Annotated in this window: 15 protein-coding genes; 14 read left to right on the top strand and 1 reads right to left on the bottom strand. The window is 48.2% G+C overall.

The window, feature by feature from the left end; genetic code table 11:
- Positions 1-182 precede the first annotated feature (182 nt).
- The 14 genes from DW642_RS04600 (at position 183) to DW642_RS04540 (ending at position 16,443) form a co-directional block, all read left to right on the top strand.
- A complete protein-coding gene (locus DW642_RS04600) occupies positions 183-1,148 on the top strand; it encodes an SseB family protein (RefSeq protein WP_158554973.1) in 966 nt (321 codons plus the stop codon).
- Between the two features lie 108 nt (positions 1,149-1,256).
- Positions 1,257-4,172, top strand: a complete 2,916-nt coding sequence (locus DW642_RS04595; protein ID WP_117509405.1) for an insulinase family protein — start codon at positions 1,257-1,259, stop codon at positions 4,170-4,172.
- A gap of 19 nt (positions 4,173-4,191) precedes the next feature.
- Positions 4,192-5,109, top strand: a complete 918-nt coding sequence (era, locus tag DW642_RS04590) for a GTPase Era (RefSeq protein ID WP_117509404.1) — start codon at positions 4,192-4,194, stop codon at positions 5,107-5,109.
- Positions 5,110-5,134: 25 nt separating this feature from the next.
- Positions 5,135-5,878 carry a DNA repair protein RecO gene (gene recO, locus DW642_RS04585; RefSeq protein WP_117509403.1) on the top strand — a complete coding sequence of 248 codons (744 nt, stop codon included), beginning with the start codon at positions 5,135-5,137 and terminating at the stop codon, positions 5,876-5,878.
- A 264-nt stretch (positions 5,879-6,142) separates the two neighbouring features.
- Entirely contained in the window at positions 6,143-7,585 is a 1,443-nt protein-coding gene (locus DW642_RS04580; protein WP_117509402.1) for a sugar transferase, read from the top strand.
- A gap of 410 nt (positions 7,586-7,995) precedes the next feature.
- Positions 7,996-9,774, top strand: a complete 1,779-nt coding sequence (locus tag DW642_RS04575; protein WP_117509401.1) for a phosphotransferase — start codon at positions 7,996-7,998, stop codon at positions 9,772-9,774.
- The gene (locus tag DW642_RS04570; RefSeq protein WP_117509400.1) at positions 9,762-10,493 is read left to right on the top strand and encodes an NTP transferase domain-containing protein; all 732 of its coding nucleotides are present in this window, start codon (positions 9,762-9,764) and stop codon (positions 10,491-10,493) included. The genes DW642_RS04575 and DW642_RS04570 overlap by 13 nt, the downstream gene beginning before the upstream one ends.
- Positions 10,483-12,051 (top strand): BCCT family transporter, encoded by a 1,569-nt coding sequence (locus DW642_RS04565; protein WP_055227905.1) that lies wholly within the window; start codon positions 10,483-10,485, stop codon positions 12,049-12,051. The genes DW642_RS04570 and DW642_RS04565 overlap by 11 nt, the downstream gene beginning before the upstream one ends.
- On the top strand, positions 12,023-12,547 hold the full coding sequence (locus DW642_RS04560; protein ID WP_055220421.1) for a hypothetical protein: 525 nt from the start codon (positions 12,023-12,025) through the stop codon (positions 12,545-12,547). Before DW642_RS04565 ends, DW642_RS04560 begins: the two co-directional genes overlap by 29 nt.
- A gap of 12 nt (positions 12,548-12,559) precedes the next feature.
- Entirely contained in the window at positions 12,560-12,736 is a 177-nt protein-coding gene (locus tag DW642_RS16745; protein WP_416388105.1) for a transglutaminase domain-containing protein, read from the top strand.
- 111 nt (positions 12,737-12,847) lie between these two features.
- Entirely contained in the window at positions 12,848-14,284 is a 1,437-nt protein-coding gene (locus DW642_RS04555; protein ID WP_158554972.1) for a lipopolysaccharide biosynthesis protein, read from the top strand.
- 127 nt (positions 14,285-14,411) lie between these two features.
- Positions 14,412-15,611, top strand: coding sequence for an ATP-binding protein (locus tag DW642_RS04550; RefSeq protein ID WP_117509398.1), 1,200 nt, complete (start codon positions 14,412-14,414; stop codon positions 15,609-15,611).
- Positions 15,611-15,865, top strand: a complete 255-nt coding sequence (locus tag DW642_RS04545; RefSeq protein WP_242991123.1) for a helix-turn-helix domain-containing protein — start codon at positions 15,611-15,613, stop codon at positions 15,863-15,865. Before DW642_RS04550 ends, DW642_RS04545 begins: the two co-directional genes overlap by 1 nt.
- Positions 15,866-15,870: 5 nt before the next feature.
- A complete protein-coding gene (locus DW642_RS04540) occupies positions 15,871-16,443 on the top strand; it encodes a VanZ family protein (protein WP_117509397.1) in 573 nt (190 codons plus the stop codon).
- Between the two features lie 76 nt (positions 16,444-16,519).
- Here DW642_RS04540 and DW642_RS04535 read toward each other — a convergent pair whose 3' ends face one another.
- A complete protein-coding gene (locus tag DW642_RS04535) occupies positions 16,520-17,407 on the bottom strand; it encodes a DegV family protein (protein WP_117509396.1) in 888 nt (295 codons plus the stop codon).
- Positions 17,408-17,571: the final 164 nt, after the last annotated feature.

Below are 17,571 nucleotides of genomic sequence, written 5' to 3'. Positions count from 1 at the left end.
GACTACAAAAAGCCCTCTCCCGCCGTCATGCAAAGTCAGGCCCCGTTTCGACAGCTTTGGTCTGCGCGGTCCGTCACCCCAAAAGAAAACCTTTGGCAACCCACCAAAAGTATGATATAATGTCACATAGATATTTTAGGGATACCATATCCTCTAAGAGCGAAGAAAGGACTCAACCACAAATGACAGTAGACAACAGCTTCACAATGAAGAAATTTCAAAGCATGGAAATCATCTATGTCACATTTTCCCAGATCACGAAACTCCCATACGTAGAGTGCGATCCGGAAACCTTTGACGATCAGGTATATATGTTTACCGAAGAAGAAGCAGCTAAAGAATTTGCAAAATCCTATGTAGAGAAGAATACCCCGCTGCTTACCGTAAAAGTACTGCGCAAGCAGATGCCGAACTTCTATATGGGCCTCTACGCAGAAGGTGTCAACATGGTCATCTTCCACGAAGGCGATCAGACCCGCCGCATCGAGCTGGAGCAGATCTTCCCGAAACCGGACATGGAAAAAATGAACAAACAGCATCTTCCAGTCCTCAACCCTGGCGTACAGCTCACTGTAGTCTATTTCCTGCAGGAGCTCCGCAAACCAAACCAGAGAAGAGACGATGCCGAGCGCATGCAGCACCTGCGTGAACTCGAAGAAGAAATGCTTGTCAACCTGATGCGAAGCAAATTCATCCTTGCCATCGACATCTCCCAGGTACAGGGCGAATTCGATCCGGCCAACCCGGGACCGGATGTGCGCATCCCGTACATCAAAAACCAGAACGAAGAAATCTTCCAGCCATTGTTCTCCGATATCGGTGAATTCCAGAAATTCCGTCCGGATCCGCAGGCAAAACTCCGGCTGGCAGCCATCCCGTTCCAGCACCTTCTGCCGTACCTGATGAAACAGGCCAAAGGCTTCGTCATCAACCCGTCCGGCTTCAACCTTCTGTTGACCAGAGAACAGCTCCAGAGAATCATGGGAGCCCAGGCGCAGAGCGTCCGCCCGAATCTCGAGGCGATGATGGCACAGGCTGCCGCAGCTCAGGCGCAGAGAAATGCGCAGAACAATGCTGCAAATGACGAAGTAAAAGATCATGTGGATGAGGCGGAAACTACCGACGCAGAAACAGACCACGAAGAATAAAAACCGACAGGGCCGCAGAAAATCCCAGTAAACGGGCACTGCGGTCCGTTTTTGACTGCATAAAACCGGAAATAACCGAGAAAAACAACAAGAAAGGACACTTTTAACATGAACGCAGAACATTGCAAAGCCTACACCCTGCTGCAGGAACAGCAGATTGATGATATCCACGCACATGGCTACCTCCTTCGCCACAACAAAAGCGGAGCCCGCGTGCTGCTTCTCGAGACGGAGGATGACAACAAAGTATTCAACATTGCCTTCCGTACCCCGCCGGCCGACAGCACCGGCGTAGCCCACATCCTCGAGCACAGCGTCCTCTGCGGCTCCCGCGAATTCCCGTTAAAGGATCCCTTCGTAGAACTCGTCAAAGGATCCCTGAACACCTTCTTAAATGCTATGACCTACCCGGATAAAACCATGTACCCGGTAGCCAGCACCAACGATGCCGACTTCCAGAACCTGATGCATGTCTACATGGACGCCGTATTCTACCCGAACATTTACAAACACGACGAAATCTTCCGGCAGGAAGGCTGGAGCTATCATCTGGAAAGCGAAGACGGCCCGCTGACCTACAACGGTGTTGTATACAACGAGATGAAAGGAGCCTTCTCCTCCGCAGACGATGTCCTGGAGCGTGAAACCTTCAACACCCTGTTCCCGGACACTCCGTACGGCGTAGAATCCGGCGGAGATCCGTCCTGCATCCCGAACCTGACCTACGAAAACTTCCTGAATTTCCATCAGACCTATTACCATCCGTCCAACAGCTATATCTACCTGTACGGAAACATGGATATGGAAGAAAAACTGGCATGGATGGATGAAAAATACCTGTCCCATTTTAATGCAAAAGAAGTAAAATCCGAAATTCCGTATCAGAAACCATTTGCAGAGACCCTCGACATTGTACACGAGTACCCGGTACTCGACGGCGATCCGCTTGAAAACAATGCGTACCTGTCCTACAACATGGTCATCGGCAGCGGTCTGGATGTAAAATTAAACGTGGCATTTTCTGTTCTGGAGTATGCACTCCTTGACGCACCGGGAGCCCCGGTCAAACAGGCACTCCTTGACGCACACATCGGAAAAGATGTTTACGGCTCCTACGAGGACGGCATCCTGCAGCCATTCTTCTCCATCGTAGCCAAGAACGCCGATGAAAATGAGAAAGAAAAATTCCTGTCCATCATCCGCGGCACCCTCGAGGATATCGTGAAAAACGGCATGGATCAGAAAGCCATCGAGGCAGGCATCAACTATTTCGAATTCCGTTTCCGTGAGGCGGACTTCTCCAGCTTCCCGAAGGGCCTGATGTACGGCATTGACGTCTTCGACAGCTGGCTGTACGACGAGAACAAACCGTTCGCCTACCTGCAGCAGCTTGCAATCTACGATGAGCTGAAAAAACTGGCAAAAGAAGGCTATTTCGAAAACCTGATCCAGACGTATCTGCTGGACAACACCCATGCCTCCATCGTGACCCTCATTCCAAAGACCGGTCTTGCCGCAGAAAATGATGCAAAGACCGCAGAAAAACTGCAGAAATACAAAGAGAGCCTGTCAAAAGAAGAGATCGAGAAAATCATTGCTGACACCAAAGAGCTGGCAGCATATCAGGAAGAAGAGGAGAGCGAGGAAGCACTCGAGACGATTCCGCTCCTGAAACGAAGCGATATCAAACGTGAGTCTATCAAACTTTACAATGACGAGCATGAAGTCGATGGAACGACAGTGCTTCATCACAACGTATTCACGAACGGCATCGGTTACTTAAGCTTGTTGTTTGATACGAAAAATGTGCCGAACGATCTGATCCCGTACATGGGCGTATTAAAATCCGTTCTCGGCTATGTGGACACCGAACACTACACCTACGGCGAACTGTTCAACGAGATCAATGCACAGACCGGCGGCATCAACTGCGGAATGCAGGTATTCCGCATTCCGGAAAATGATGACGACTGCCGCAGAATGTTCGGCATCCGCGCGAAATTCCTGTACGACAAACTGGATTTCGTCATGAAAATGATCGAGGAAATCCTGAACACCTCCCGCCTGGATGACGAGAAACGTCTTCACGAGATCATCTCCAGCATGAAATCCGGCCTGCAGAACCGCCTGTCTTCCGCCGGAAATGCAACGGCTGTGATGCGTGCAGCTTCCTATTACTCCCCGATGAGCAATTTCCAGGACCGCATCGCAGGCATCGGCTTCTACCAACTCTTAAAAGATCTGGACGAGAACTTCGATGAGAAAAAAGCAGAACTGATTAAAAATCTGCAGACCCTGATGAAATACATCTTCCGCAAAGAGAATCTGACCGTCTCCTATACAGCAGACGAGACAGGCTACGCACCGCTGGAAGAAAAAATCGCAGCATTCAAAGAGAATCTGTACACCGACGAAGTGGAGCCGGGCAGCATTGTGTATGACTTTGAACAGAAAAACGAAGCCTTCCAGACCTCCGGCCAGGTACAGTACGTGGCACTCTGTGGAAACTTCGAGCGCGAAGGCTACGACTACACAGGAGCCCTGCGCATCCTGCGTGTCATGCTGAGCTATGACTATCTGTGGATCAACATCCGTGTCAAAGGCGGCGCTTACGGCTGCGGCGGAGCTTTCGGAAGAGGCGGAAACGCGTGCATTTCTTCCTACCGTGACCCGAACGTCGGAAGAACCCTTGAAGTATACCGCGGTATCGGCGATTACGTGCGCAATTTCGAAGCAGACGAGCGCCAGATGACCAAATACATCATCGGAACGATCAGCGAACTCGACGTCCCGATGAACCCGTCCGCAAAAGGCCAGACCTCCGAGAGCGCATGGTTCAACGGCATCACCGAAGCAGACTTCCAGCAGGAGAGAGATCAGATCCTCGATGCAACCCTGGATGACATTCATGCACTGGCAGACCTTGTAGATGCAGCCTTAAAACAGAACAACATCTGCGTTGTCGGAAGCGAAGCAGCCATTCAGAAAGAGAAAGAACTGTTTAAGAACGTAGAGAACTTATAAATGAGGAGAAGAGACAGCAATGGAAAACAATGCAAATTATAAATCCGGCTTTGTAGCCCTGATCGGCCGTCCGAACGTGGGAAAATCCACGCTGATGAACCACCTGATCGGACAGAAGATTGCGATTACATCCAAGAAACCGCAGACCACCCGCAACCGCATCCAGACCGTTTATACGTGTGACGAGGGACAGATCGTGTTCCTCGACACACCGGGTATCCACAAGGCGAAAAATAAGCTCGGCGAGTACATGGTCGATGTAGCCGAGAAAACGTTAAAAGAAGTCGATGTGATTCTCTGGCTGGTAGAGCCGAGCAACTTCATCGGAGCAGGAGAGCGCCATATCGCAGAGATCCTGGAGAAAGTCAATGCGCCGGTCCTCCTCATTATCAACAAGACCGATACCGTGGAGAAAGACAAAATCCTGGAATTCATCGATACGTACCGCAAGCTGTTCCAGTTTGCCGAGATCATTCCGTGCTCGGCACTCCGCCATCAGAACACCGATGACATCATTCCGAGCATCTTCAAATATCTGCCGTACGGCCCGCAGTTCTACGATGAGGACACCATCACCGATCAGCCGATGCGCCAGATCGTGGCTGAGATCATCCGCGAGAAAGCACTGTACGCCTTAAACGAAGAGATCCCGCACGGCATCGCCGTTGTGATCGACCAGATGAAAGACCGCCCGAACGGAAAAATCGTTGATATTGATGCGACCATCATCTGCGAGCGCGATTCCCACAAGGGCATCATCATCGGAAAACAGGGCGCGATGCTCAAGAAGATCGGAAGCAACGCGCGGTATGAGCTGGAGCAGATGCTGGAGCAGAAAGTCAACCTGAAGCTCTGGGTCAAAGTCAAAAAAGACTGGCGCGACAGCGATTTCCTCGTGAAGAACTTCGGATATGATAAAAAGAAACTCGATTTATAATATTGCATTATAATAAGGAAGAAACATGCGAGAACCAATCAATGTAAGCGGAATGGTATTATCCGCCTCCCCGGTCGGAGAGTATGACAAGCGCGTCGTGATCCTGACCCGGGAGCTCGGCAAAATCACCGCCTTCGCGCGCGGCGCCCGCCGCATGAAAAGCCCGCTGATGGCCGTCTCCAATCCGTTCGTCTTCGGCGAGTTTCAGGTTTACGAGGGCCGTGACAGCTACACCCTCTCCGGCGCAAACATTAAAGAATACTTCCTCGACCTGGCGCAGATGCAGCCCGGCGTTTATTACGGCTTTTATTTTCTGGAACTGGCCGAATATTTCGGCCAGGAAGGAAACGATGAAACCCAGATGCTGAACCTTCTGTACGTGACGATGAACGCCATCCGCAGCGGAAAACAGGACCTCCGCCTGATCCGGTGCATCTTCGAACTGCGGACGATCACAATCAGCGGAGAAGCACCGCAGATGTTCTCCTGCATGGAGTGCGGCACGAAAGAGAATCTGACCGTTTTCTCCCTGCGCGACAGCGCCATCTACTGCCCAAACTGTGGAAAAACCATCAGAGATCCATGGCCGCTGCAGCCGGGCACCGTGCTGGCATGCCGCTATATCATTGCGGCACCGCTCGCGAAGCTGTATGGTTTTACCGTAAATGAAGAGATCCTGGACGAACTGGAACGATTGCTGCGTGCATATCTCCATCGCTATGTCGAAAAGAAGATGAAAACATTACAGATTCTGGATGTGATGAAATAATATAAAATGTAATAATTTGCAAAAATGTGAAATAATTATGTCCAAAAGTGTGTCCACACCTTTACAAATAAGTAGAAATGGGATAGAATATTTGGAATAAAGAAAAAAATGGTTCTGTATTCGTCACAGAAGATATTGCAAATGCATAGTACCAGAAAAAATGAGAAGGTTTTAGTGAAAATGGTAATATAAAAGCTAGAAAAACTATGCGAAACAAGAGAATGTTACGAGTACGGCGAAAAAAATACGACAGGGGAGAAAGGTATGTACAAAAAATCATCCACAGGATGGCTGAAGCATCTGGATTTTATGGTTCTTGATATTATCTGTCTTCAGCTGGCTTTCGTCATGGGTTATTTCTTAAGACATCACAGTTTTAAGCCATATGGAAGCCCAATTTACCGAAATGAGGCTATCGTATTCGCTCTGATCCAGCTGATGATCATGTTTTTTGACGATTCCTTCAAAAACGTCATGAAGCGCGGATACCTCGTGGAAATCGGAATGACTGTAAAAAATATGGTATACATCATCGTTCTTGGTGTATTCTACCTGTTCCTGATTCAGGAGGGAGATCAGTTCTCCAGAGCAACCATTATGCTGACCGGTGCTCTGTACGGAATGCTTTCCTATCTGATGCGCATCGGATGGAAGGCTGTGGTAAAGAAACGCAGCAGTGGGGAACACAGCGGCCGTTCGCTTCTGATCATCACGACCGAAAAACAGTCACAGTCCGTTGTAAAGAGCATGCTGGATTTCGATTACATCGGCGTTCGTCCGACTGGCGTTGTTCTCGTAGACCAGGACAGAACCGGACACAAAATCCACGGCGTACCGGTGGTATCGAACCTTGCAGATGCAGCTGAGTATGTCTGCCGTGAGTGGTTCGACGAAGTGCTGATCGTTCTGCCGGAAGGCAGAGAAATCCCGCAGAAAGTATTCGACGCATTCGCCGAGATGGGCATTACGATCCACGTAAAAATTGCGGACGTGAACGAAATGCAGGGAAAAAATCAGACTGTAGAGCGCATGGGCAACTATACCGTGGTCACCACCTGCATCAATATGGCAAGCGCAGGACAGCTTGTGCTGAAACGAATCATGGACATCTGCGGCGGTCTTGCCGGATGTATTCTGACCGGAATCATCTTCCTGTTCGTTGCCCCTGCGATTTATATCAAGTCTCCGGGCCCGATCTTCTTCTCACAGTACCGTGTCGGAAAGAACGGAAGAAAATTCAAAATTTACAAGTTCCGTAGCATGTACATGGATGCGGAAGAGCGGAAAAAAGAACTGATGAAACAGAACCGCGTCAGCGATGGTCTGATGTTCAAAATGGAGAATGACCCGCGTGTCATCGGAAGCGAAAAAGGACCAGGCAAAGGAATCGGAAACTTTATCCGCAAAACCTCGCTGGATGAATTCCCGCAGTTCTTCAATGTGTTAAAAGGCGACATGAGCCTTGTAGGAACCCGTCCGCCGACAGTAGACGAGTGGGAAAAATACGAACTGCACCACAGAGCCCGTCTGGCTATTAAACCAGGTCTTACCGGTATGTGGCAGGTAAGCGGACGAAGTGAGATTACGGACTTTGAAGAGGTTGTAAAACTGGATACGAAGTACATTTCAGAATGGTCCTTTATGCTGGATATTAAGATTTTGTTTAAAACTGTACTGATTGTATTAGGCCAGAAAGGTTCTATGTAAAAAAAAATGAAAAATGGAGATATATTGTAGTTTTGGGAGTAGTGTGGTAAAATAAAGGTAAATTTTAAGAAAAATTTATGAATGGAAGCGCAAAGAAGTCCTGATGACGGCGAAAAGGAAAAAGGCTTCCTTTGACAGGTGGTCCAAATAATGTTAATTATTTGGACCTTTTTATGTGAACTTCCTGAAATATTAACTCTCGTTTCGACATGTTCTTGCTTTAAGCCAGTTGTAGCATACTTTAAAAGGAATTTTATGAGAGTTAATTTTATAGGAAGTTCACATATATACTACCACAAAAGTAATTATCTTTCACTGACAACTATCCTAACACACAGGGGATTGAAAAAGTCATAAAGTTATGGTATAATCGAAAACAAAAGTTCATGAAAAATGAAAGAAGGAAGTATATGAACAACTCAAAACAAGATATATTGAACAACCTGATAAAAGAACCCTTCATCAATCAGCGTATCCTTGCCGCACAGACCGGCCATTCGCTTGGAATCGTCAATCGTTCGATCAAGGAACTGATTTCAGAAGGTTACCTGGATGAAGAGATCCGTCCGACGGAAAAGACACTGCGTGAGGCAAAAGAGAAAGCGCCGAAAAACGCCATTATCCTTGCCGCCGGATTTGGTATGCGGATGGTTCCGATTAATACAGAGACACCGAAAGGACTTCTGGAAATCAAGGGAGAGCGGCTGATAGAGTGCACAATCCGTCAGCTTCATGAAGTCGGCATTACAGAGATTTACGTCGTTGTCGGATTTATGAAAGAGCAGTATGAATATCTGATCGATGAATACGGCGTAGAATTGATCGTCGCTCCGGACTATGTGTCGAAAAACAATCTGCATTCCCTGAAAACGGCGGCAGCCCATTTATCAAACAGCTACATCATTCCCTGTGATATCTGGTGTGAAAAGAATCCATACAGCAGAAACGAATTATATTCCTGGTACATGGTCAGCGATCTGGTGGATGATGACAGTACCGTCCGCGTAAACCGGAAGCAGGAGCTGGTCGTACAGAAAGAACAGGCAGGCGGAAACGCGATGATCGGCATCTGTTATCTGCTGGAAACAGAAGCGGAGATCGTGCGGGAGCGTCTGGAAGAACTGGGAAGAGATTCCCGATACGACGGAGCGTTCTGGGAGGAAACCTTATACCGGAAAGACAGAATGATTGTGACGGCCCGTGTTGTACATGCTGCCGATGCCGTAGAAATCAATACCTATGAGCAGCTGCGTGAGATTGACAGCGATTCCAGCCAGCTGCAGACGGATGCGATTCAGGTAATCTGTGAAGCACTTGGAGCACAGCAGAACGAAGTGACAAACATTACAGTTCTGAAAAAAGGAATGACAAACCGATCCTTTTTATTCTCCTGTAAAGATAAAAAATACATTATGCGAATTCCGGGAGAGGGAACCGATCAGTTGATCAACCGCAGGCAGGAAGCCGCTGTATATCAGACGATCGCCGGCCGCAGGATCTGTGATGAGATTGCCTATATTAACCCGGAGAACGGCTACAAAATCACAGAATATCTCGAAGGTGCGCGGGTCTGCGATGCAGAAAATGAGGAAGATCTTCAGAAATGCATGAAGAAACTGCGGGAGTTTCACGGGCAGAAATTAAGAGTAGACCATTCCTTCGACCTGTTCGGACAGATGGAATACTATGAAAGCCTCTGGGAAGGAACTCCGTCAGCATATAAAGATTACGAAAAGACGAAAGCGCATGTGCTTCAGTTAAAGGATTACATCGAAGCAAATGCCGGAGAGTGGGTGCTCACTCACATTGATGCTGTGCCGGACAATTTTCTGTTTGTGGAAGAAAACGGAAAAGAGGAGATCCGCCTGATCGACTGGGAATACGCCGGAATGCAGGATCCGCATGTGGATATTGCGATGTTCTGTATCTATTCTCTTTACAAAAAAGAGCAGGTGGACCATCTGATTGATCTTTATTTTGAAGGAAACTGTGACGACAGAACACGCATAAAAATCTACTGCTACATCGCAGTCTGCGGTCTGCTCTGGAGCAACTGGTGCGAATATAAACGGAAATTAGGCGTGGAATTCGGAGAATATTCCCTGCGGCAGTACCGTTACGCAAAAGATTATTACAAAATTGTCCAGCAGGAACTGGGAGAGGAAGGAAAAGAAATATGTACAAAGTAGAGCGCGCCATTATTATGGCGGCAGGCCTCGGAAACCGGATGAAGCCGGTAACGTTAAAAACGCCGAAGCCGCTGGTGCGGGTAAACGGTGTGCGGATGATCGATACCGTCATCGATGGACTGCACAAAAACGGAATCACAGAAATTTACGTGGTAGTCGGTTACCTCAAGGAACAGTTCCAGACACTGGAAGAGGAGTACCCGGGCCTGAAACTGATTGATAATCCATGGTACGATACTTGCAATAACATTGCATCGCTGTATGTGGCGCGGGAACATCTGGAAAATGCCATTATTCTCGACGGCGACCAGATCATCTATCACCCGGAAATTCTGGCACCGGAGTTTGAGCGATCCGGTTACAACAGCGTGTGGACCGATGATGAGACCGACGAGTGGCTGCAGACTGTGGAAAACGGCATTGTAACAGGCTGCAGCAGAACCGGCGGAAAGGGCGGCTGGCAGCTCTACAGCATTTCCCGATGGACAGCAGAAGATGGAAAGCGGTTAAAAGGCCATCTGGAGCAGGAGTTTGAAGTAAAGAAAAACCGTCAGATTTACTGGGACGATGTGGCAATGTTCTGTTACCCGAAAGAGTATCAGCTTGGCATCCGGCCAATGAAGGCAGAGGATATCATAGAAGTAGACAATTTCAGCGAGCTTGTTGCACTCGATGCATCGTATGCGGATTACGCAGAAAGGGAAGAAAATGAACAGTAAGAACCAACAGAAGAAAAAAGAAATCGACTGGATGATTACGCTGGTGCCTCTGGCGCTGATCGTTGCTCTATGTATCGTATTTTTCTTTGCACCGGAGCAGTCGAATCAGGTACTTGGCCAGATTCGATTTCTGTTTGGAGACACCTTTGGAACGTATTACCTGGTCATCGGACTTGGCATTTTCTTTCTGTCTCTGTTTCTGGCAGGCTCCAAATACGGAAATATTGTGCTTGGAAAGCCGGATGAGAAGCCAAAATATTCCTTTTTTGCATGGGGATGCATGATGTTTACCTGTGGTCTGGCAGCAGATATTCTGTTTTATTCGTTCTCTGAGTGGATTTTGTACGCAACAGATCCTCACATCGCAGAACTTGGCAGCATTCAGGACTGGGCAGGCGTATTTCCACTGTTTCACTGGAGCTTTATCCCGTGGGGATTCTATCTGGTACTGGCTGTTGCGTTTGGCTTTATGCTTCATGTAAGAAAACGAAACCGTCAGAAATACAGCGAGGCGTGCCGTCCGATTCTGGGAAAACAGACAGATGGAATTGGCGGCCGTCTGATTGACCTTCTGGCTGTCTTTGCATTGCTGGCCGGAACTGCTACCACTTTTAGTGTGGCAACTCCTCTGATGGCGGAAATCATCGGCGAGCTGTTCCATATGGAAGTCAGCAGAACTGTGATTAATATTATCATTCTTCTGATCACCTGCTGTGTTTATACCTATTCTCTTCTGCATGGATTCAAAGGAATCAGCATTCTGGCCAAGGTGTGCATTTATCTGTTTTTCGGACTCCTTGCCTTCGTCCTGCTGTTTGGGGGAGAGACGCGGTATATTATTGAAACTGGATTTTCTTCTCTTGGAAAAATGATTCAGAACTTTATCGGCTTATCAACGTATACGGACCCGATGCGTACGACAAACTTCCCACAGAACTGGACCATTTATTACTGGGCATACTGGATGGTATGGTGTGTGGCAGCACCGTTCTTCATTGGCAGCATTTCCCGCGGAAGAACAGTGCGCCAGACGATTCTCGGCGGATACGGTTTTGGTGTGGGTTCCACGCTTGTCAGCTTTATTATTCTTGGAAATTATTCGATGGGAAAGCAGATTTCAGGTGCAATTGATTTCATTTCGCAGTATAATGAAAGTGGAGATTTATATCATCTGATCGTGTCGATGATCAAAACCATGCCGTGTGCACCGCTGATTATGGTTGTTGTATTAGTTACGATGGTTGCATTTTATGCGACATCGTTCGACTCGATCGCATTGACGGCATCGTGCTACAGCTACCGGAAACTGGAAGACGGCGAAGAGCCGGCAAAAGGAATTCAGCTGATGTGGTGTATCCTGCTGATCCTGCTTCCGATTGCACTTCTTTTTGCAGAGAGTTCCATGAACAGTCTGCAGTCTGTCAGTATCGTAGCGGCATTTCCGATCGGCATTGTGATCGTGATGATTGCGGTCAGCTTCTTAAAAGATGCAAAACTGTATTTAGAAGAATTGCAGGGAGGAAAAGCGCATGGAGAGGAGAAAAAAGAGAATCGTTAAACTGACAGCATTTTTGTTTCTGCTTGCGGCATCCATTTTTGTGATGCCGCAAAAGGCGTTTGCGGACGAAAATGAGGATGTTACATTGCCGACGGGCGATATTAAACCCATGGAACCACAGCAGGATGAGTCCGGGATTGATACATACGGGGCCGATGAAGGCGATGAGTTCAGCGGAACGGAGTATGAATTGTATACGGTTCTGGAGAATCGTGTGAAAGAAGCGATGCTGGCTGGAAATGAATGGGTATCCATTAAAGATTTAAAAATAAGAAGGGATACCTATGACTTAAGCTTTTATTATGGCTATTCGCCGTATTTTCCGAGTGATACGTATAATAGAATCATTGCCTGGTATGGTGATGCATACTATACAGGTTTGAGAATTACCAATACATTCGGAACACCGGAAGAAACCAAACAGATTTTTAATGCAGTGGATGAGAAACTGGCATCCATCTATAAACTGATGAACAATTCCATGACAGATGAGTAGAAGGCGTTTGTAATTCACGATTATCTGGTATTGCATGCAGAGTATGATCTGAATTATAAGAATTATACCAGTTATGGTGTGCTGATGGACGGAAGAGGTGTGTGTCAGTCGTATGCATTGGCCTATATGTATATTCTGAATCATTTGGGAATCGAAACACATAAAGCAGTGAGAATCCCCCATGGTTGAATGGAAGCGTTCAACCATGGGGGATTTTAATGGATGTTCCTCTTGCAGTCCCCCCCATTTTGTGTTAACATAAAACACGCAAATAACCAACAGCAAGGAGTTCTATTTTACATGAACATTACCTCAAAATACCGTTCTCTCTCCGTCCAGGCGAAGGCGGCGCTTTGGTTTACGATCTGCAGTTTTTTACAGAAAGGCATTTCGTTCATCACAGTTCCGATTTTCACGCGTCTGATGAGCACCGAGGAGTACGGAACCTATACGGTTTATCTGTCCTGGCTGCAGATTTTGACGATTATGACATCGCTGTATTTATTTAATGGTGTTTATGACAATGCGATGGCAAAGTACGAGAAGCAGCGGGATGAATATACATCTGCAATGCAGGGACTGACGCTTGTGATTACGGGTGCGGTTTTTGCATTGTATTGTTTTACATCGGGTTTCTGGGAGAAGATTTTAAATCTGCCGAAATCCATGATTCTGCTGATGTTTCTGGAAGCGCTGCTGAGTCCGGCGCTTTCTTACTGGTCGGGGCGGCAGCGGTTTGAGTATCGGTACCGGATTCTGGTCTGCGTGACGATTCTGCAGGCGCTGATGAACCCGATCGCGAGCCTGGTGCTGATCCGTATCAACGGCGGTACGGCCATGATGCGGATCTTAGGTATCGTCGGGGTGCAGGTCTGCATCTGTGTGCCGATTATTGTGTTCCAGTTTTGCAAAGGAAAAGAGTTCTTTTCGAAGGAATACTGGGGCTACGCACTGCGGATCGGAATTCCGATTGTGCCGCATTATCTGTCCGGTATTATCCTGAATCAGGGCGACCGCATCATGATCGACAAGATGGTCGGAAAGACGGAAGTTGCGCTGTACGGGCTGGCGTACAGCATTGGTATGCTGGTGCAGCTTTTCATCAGCGGTATGAACAGTGCATTGACACCGTGGATGTACAGCAAGATCAAAAAGGGCGACATCCGCTCGATGCGGAAGGTGCTGCAGCTTCTTAGTATTGTAGTGGTCGGCATAGCCGTGGCGCTGATGCTGATCAGTCCGGAGATGGTGCTGATTTTCGGATCGCCGAAGTACCGCGAGGCGGTGTACGTCATTCCGCCGGTGGCAGCGAGTGTGTTCTTTATCTTTATTTATAATATTCTCTCGATGCCGCAGTTCTATTATGAAAAAACACAGTTTCTGATGGCTGCATCCATGGCGGCGGCTGGAGCGAATGTGGTGCTGAACTTTATTTTTATCCGCCTGTTCGGCTATATTGCGGCCGGTTACACGACGCTGGCATGCTATATGCTGTATTCGGTCGGCCATTATATTGTGAGCAAACAGATTCTGGTGAACGAAGGAATCCAGGAAAATCTGATGAATCCAGGATTTCTTCTGGCGTGCTCCGTTTTTCTGATTGGAGCAAGCATCATCTGCAATCTGATTTTCCCGTACAGGATCCTGCGTTACGCGATTCTGCTCGCAAGTGCAGGGCTGGTCTTCTGGAAGAAAGAACTTCTGTTGAAGACGATGGCGGATATCCGGAAAAAATAAAAAAGTGGGGGAGGATTTGAAACGAATGTTCAGAGACTCCCCGTTTTTTCTTGACAGTCACAGAAAAAACGATACAATGAAAGAATGAAGAAAAGTAAGGCATTTTAATTAGAAAAGGAAAAATTACATGAGTACCAGTATTTCAATAAAAGAACTAAAAGAGCTCGATCCGTCAAGCTATCAGATCGTCGATATCCGCGATGCGGTAGAGATCTCCCACGGCGCGATTCCGGGAGCGCTTGTGATGAAGACAGAAGAAATCGAGACAAGTGATGCGATTGACCGGAGCAAAAAGACGATTATCTGCTGCAGCCGCGGCCGGTTCAGTGTCGCAGCGGCGGAAGAATTACAGGAAAAGGGCTGGGACGCTGTGAGCCTGGAGGGCGGTTACATCGCCTGGCTGATGGATATGATGAGCGCGCCGGAGGAGCAGGACAAGGCGGCAGACGTGGAGAAGAGTCTCCGCAAAAAATTCAAAAAGTCGATCTGGTCCAAATTTACGAAAGCGATCAACACATACGAGCTGGTAAAACCGGGCGATAAAATCGCTGTCTGTATTTCCGGCGGAAAAGATTCGATGTTGATGGCGAAATGCTTTCAGGAGTTAAAGCTTCACAATAAATTTGATTTCGAAGTAAAATTCGTTGTCATGGACCCGGGATACAGCCCGGAGAACCGCAAGGTGATCGAGGATAACGCAAAGAGCCTCCATATTCCGATCACGATTTTCGAGACCGATATTTTCGATTCGGTTTACCATGTCGAAAATTCGCCGTGTTACCTCTGCGCGAGAATGCGCCGCGGCCATCTGTACCATTTTGCACAGCAGCTTGGCTGCAACAAGATCGCACTTGGCCATCATTACGATGATGTCATTGAGACAATCCTCATGGGAATGCTCTACGGTGCGCAGGTGCAGACGATGATGCCGAAGCTTCACAGCATCCACTTCGAGGGCATGGAGCTGATCCGCCCGCTGTATCTGGTGCGCGAGGATGATATCAAGGCGTGGAGAGATTATAACGGTCTGCATTTTATCCAGTGTGCCTGCAAGTTTACCGATACCTGCACGACCTGCAATAACGAGGAGAATCGTTCGAAACGCGTGGAGATCAAGGAACTGATCAAAAACCTGAAAAAGGTGAATCCGTTCGTGGAGAGCAATATTTTCCGCAGTGTCGAAAATGTCAACATTGACACCGTGGTCGGCTACAAGCAGCACGGCATCCGCCACAATTTCCTGGAAGGATACGACGACAATCCGGGGTATGTGCCGGAGGCAGAAAAAGCAGCGGCGGAAACGGAGCAGGAAAAAGAAGGAAAGTAATGCACAGAAAAATAGAAGAAACGCCGGGGCGGGAGAAAATGCTGATCCGGCTGAAAGAGCTCCGTCTGGAACGCGGTTACTCGATGACACAGGCGGCGCGGAAGATTTTCAGTCACCCGGACACCTACAACCGGTATGAAAAAGGCATCCGTGAGATTCCGTTGGACTGTCTGATTACGCTGGCAAAGCTGTATGACTGCAGTCTCGATTATCTCGCGGGTGTTTCCGATCAGCCGCGAAAATACGGAAGGTGATGTAAATGGCAATTCCTCTTTATCTGACAACGATTGAACAGGATATTTTTGATACATTCCGGTATCTGCCGCATGCGGTTGCAGTCGGTGTCGGCTTTGTGACGGTTGCGGCGGCGTGGAAAAATCAGCAGATCCAGAAGAAACGGAAACGGCTGGAGCAGTACCGTGCGCTGCACGGCGGGCAGCTTCTGGCGTGGTTTCTGGTAGCCGTCTATTTTGCCATGCTGATTTCGATTACACTGCTTTCGAGAGAACCGGGTTCGAGAACAGGTGTGGATTTGAAGCTATTTGAAACCTGGGGAAACCAGTGTCTGCCGGACCGGTATTTTGTGGAAAATATTCTGCTGTTTCTGCCGTTCGGTGTATTACTGCCGGCGGCGGTGCCGTTTCTTCGGAGATGGTGGTACTGTGTGTATGCCGCATTTGCCACGAGCATGATGTTGGAAACTGTGCAGCTTTTAACAGAGCGCGGCTTCTGCCAGTTAGATGATGTTGTGACGAATACGCTTGGAGCAGCTATCGGGTATCTGGTGTTTGCACTGGTGCGGAAATGTTGGAGAGGGAAGATAGAAGAATAGAAGGAAAACAAGAAGGCTCTGCCCAAATGGACAGAGCCTTTTTTCTTTCCTGTTTTTAGATGGAAGTGCAGGAGAGTTAATCCACCCGTTCTTTCCCCCAGAAAAACAATGCCACGGTTCCCGGTCCTGTGTGGCTGCCGATGGTGGTTCCGATGTTGTTGATCTCGACTTTTCCGTTCAGATTGGGAAAGCGTTCCTCGATAAGATCCGCAACGGCCCGCGCATCTTCGTAGCAGGCGGACTGGGAAATGTAGCATTTGCCGGAGTAGGAGAGGCCGCCCTCGGCGTTTTCTTCCATCTGGTCGACGATTTTTTTGATGACTTTTTTCTTGGTACGGATTTTGAACCGCGGAATCAGCCGGCCTTCGTTGTCCATGTTGAGCAGTGGGCAGATACCGAGGAGGCCGCCGATTGCGCCGGAGGCTTTGGAGATGCGGCCGCCGCGCACGTAGAAGGTGAGGTCCGTGGAGAAGAACCAGTGATGGACTTTGAGGCGGTTTTTCATCGCGAAATCGTAAACCTCTTCCAGCGGTTTTCCTTCATCGCGCAGGTCGGCAAGGCGGTCCATCAGAAGACCGTAGCCGGAGGAAGCGCCGAGGGAATCCACGATGAGGATTTTCCGTTCCGGGTAGCGCTCTTCAAGGTCGGCTTTGGCGATCATCGCGGAATTCAGTACACCGGAAATGCCGGAGGAGAGGCAGACGTGGAGAATATCTTTGCCGTCCTGCAGGAATGTTTCAAAATAGGCTTCAAATTCATCGGCATTCACCTGGGATGTTTTCGTGGAAGCGCCGGCGGCCATGGCGGCATAGAACTGATCGAACGGCATGGACTTGCCGAGATCGTCCGCGTACTCGGTGTCATTTAATTTGTAATGGAAACAGATGTATGAGATTTCCCGTTTGGAGAAATGTTCTTCGGTAAGGTCTGCCGTAGAGCAGCAGCTGATGACATAGGAACTCATAAAATAATCCCTCCTCGTAAAAATGAAAGTAAGAACTCTGGTTTCTGTGCCTATTGTAGCATCCCGAATGGAAAAAGGCAACTGCGGAACGTGATTATATCCGTAATGAAAGGGGAAGCGAAATGGTGTCAAGCCTTGTATTTGCGGTGCGGCCTGTGGTAAAA

The organism is Blautia sp. AM23-13AC, assembly GCF_003435675.1.
GTDB classification, from domain to species: Bacteria; Bacillota; Clostridia; order Lachnospirales; family Lachnospiraceae; genus Fusicatenibacter; species Fusicatenibacter saccharivorans.
The sequence above is the reverse complement of the archived record's forward strand: the minus strand, read 5'-3'. Positions and strand labels throughout refer to the sequence as shown.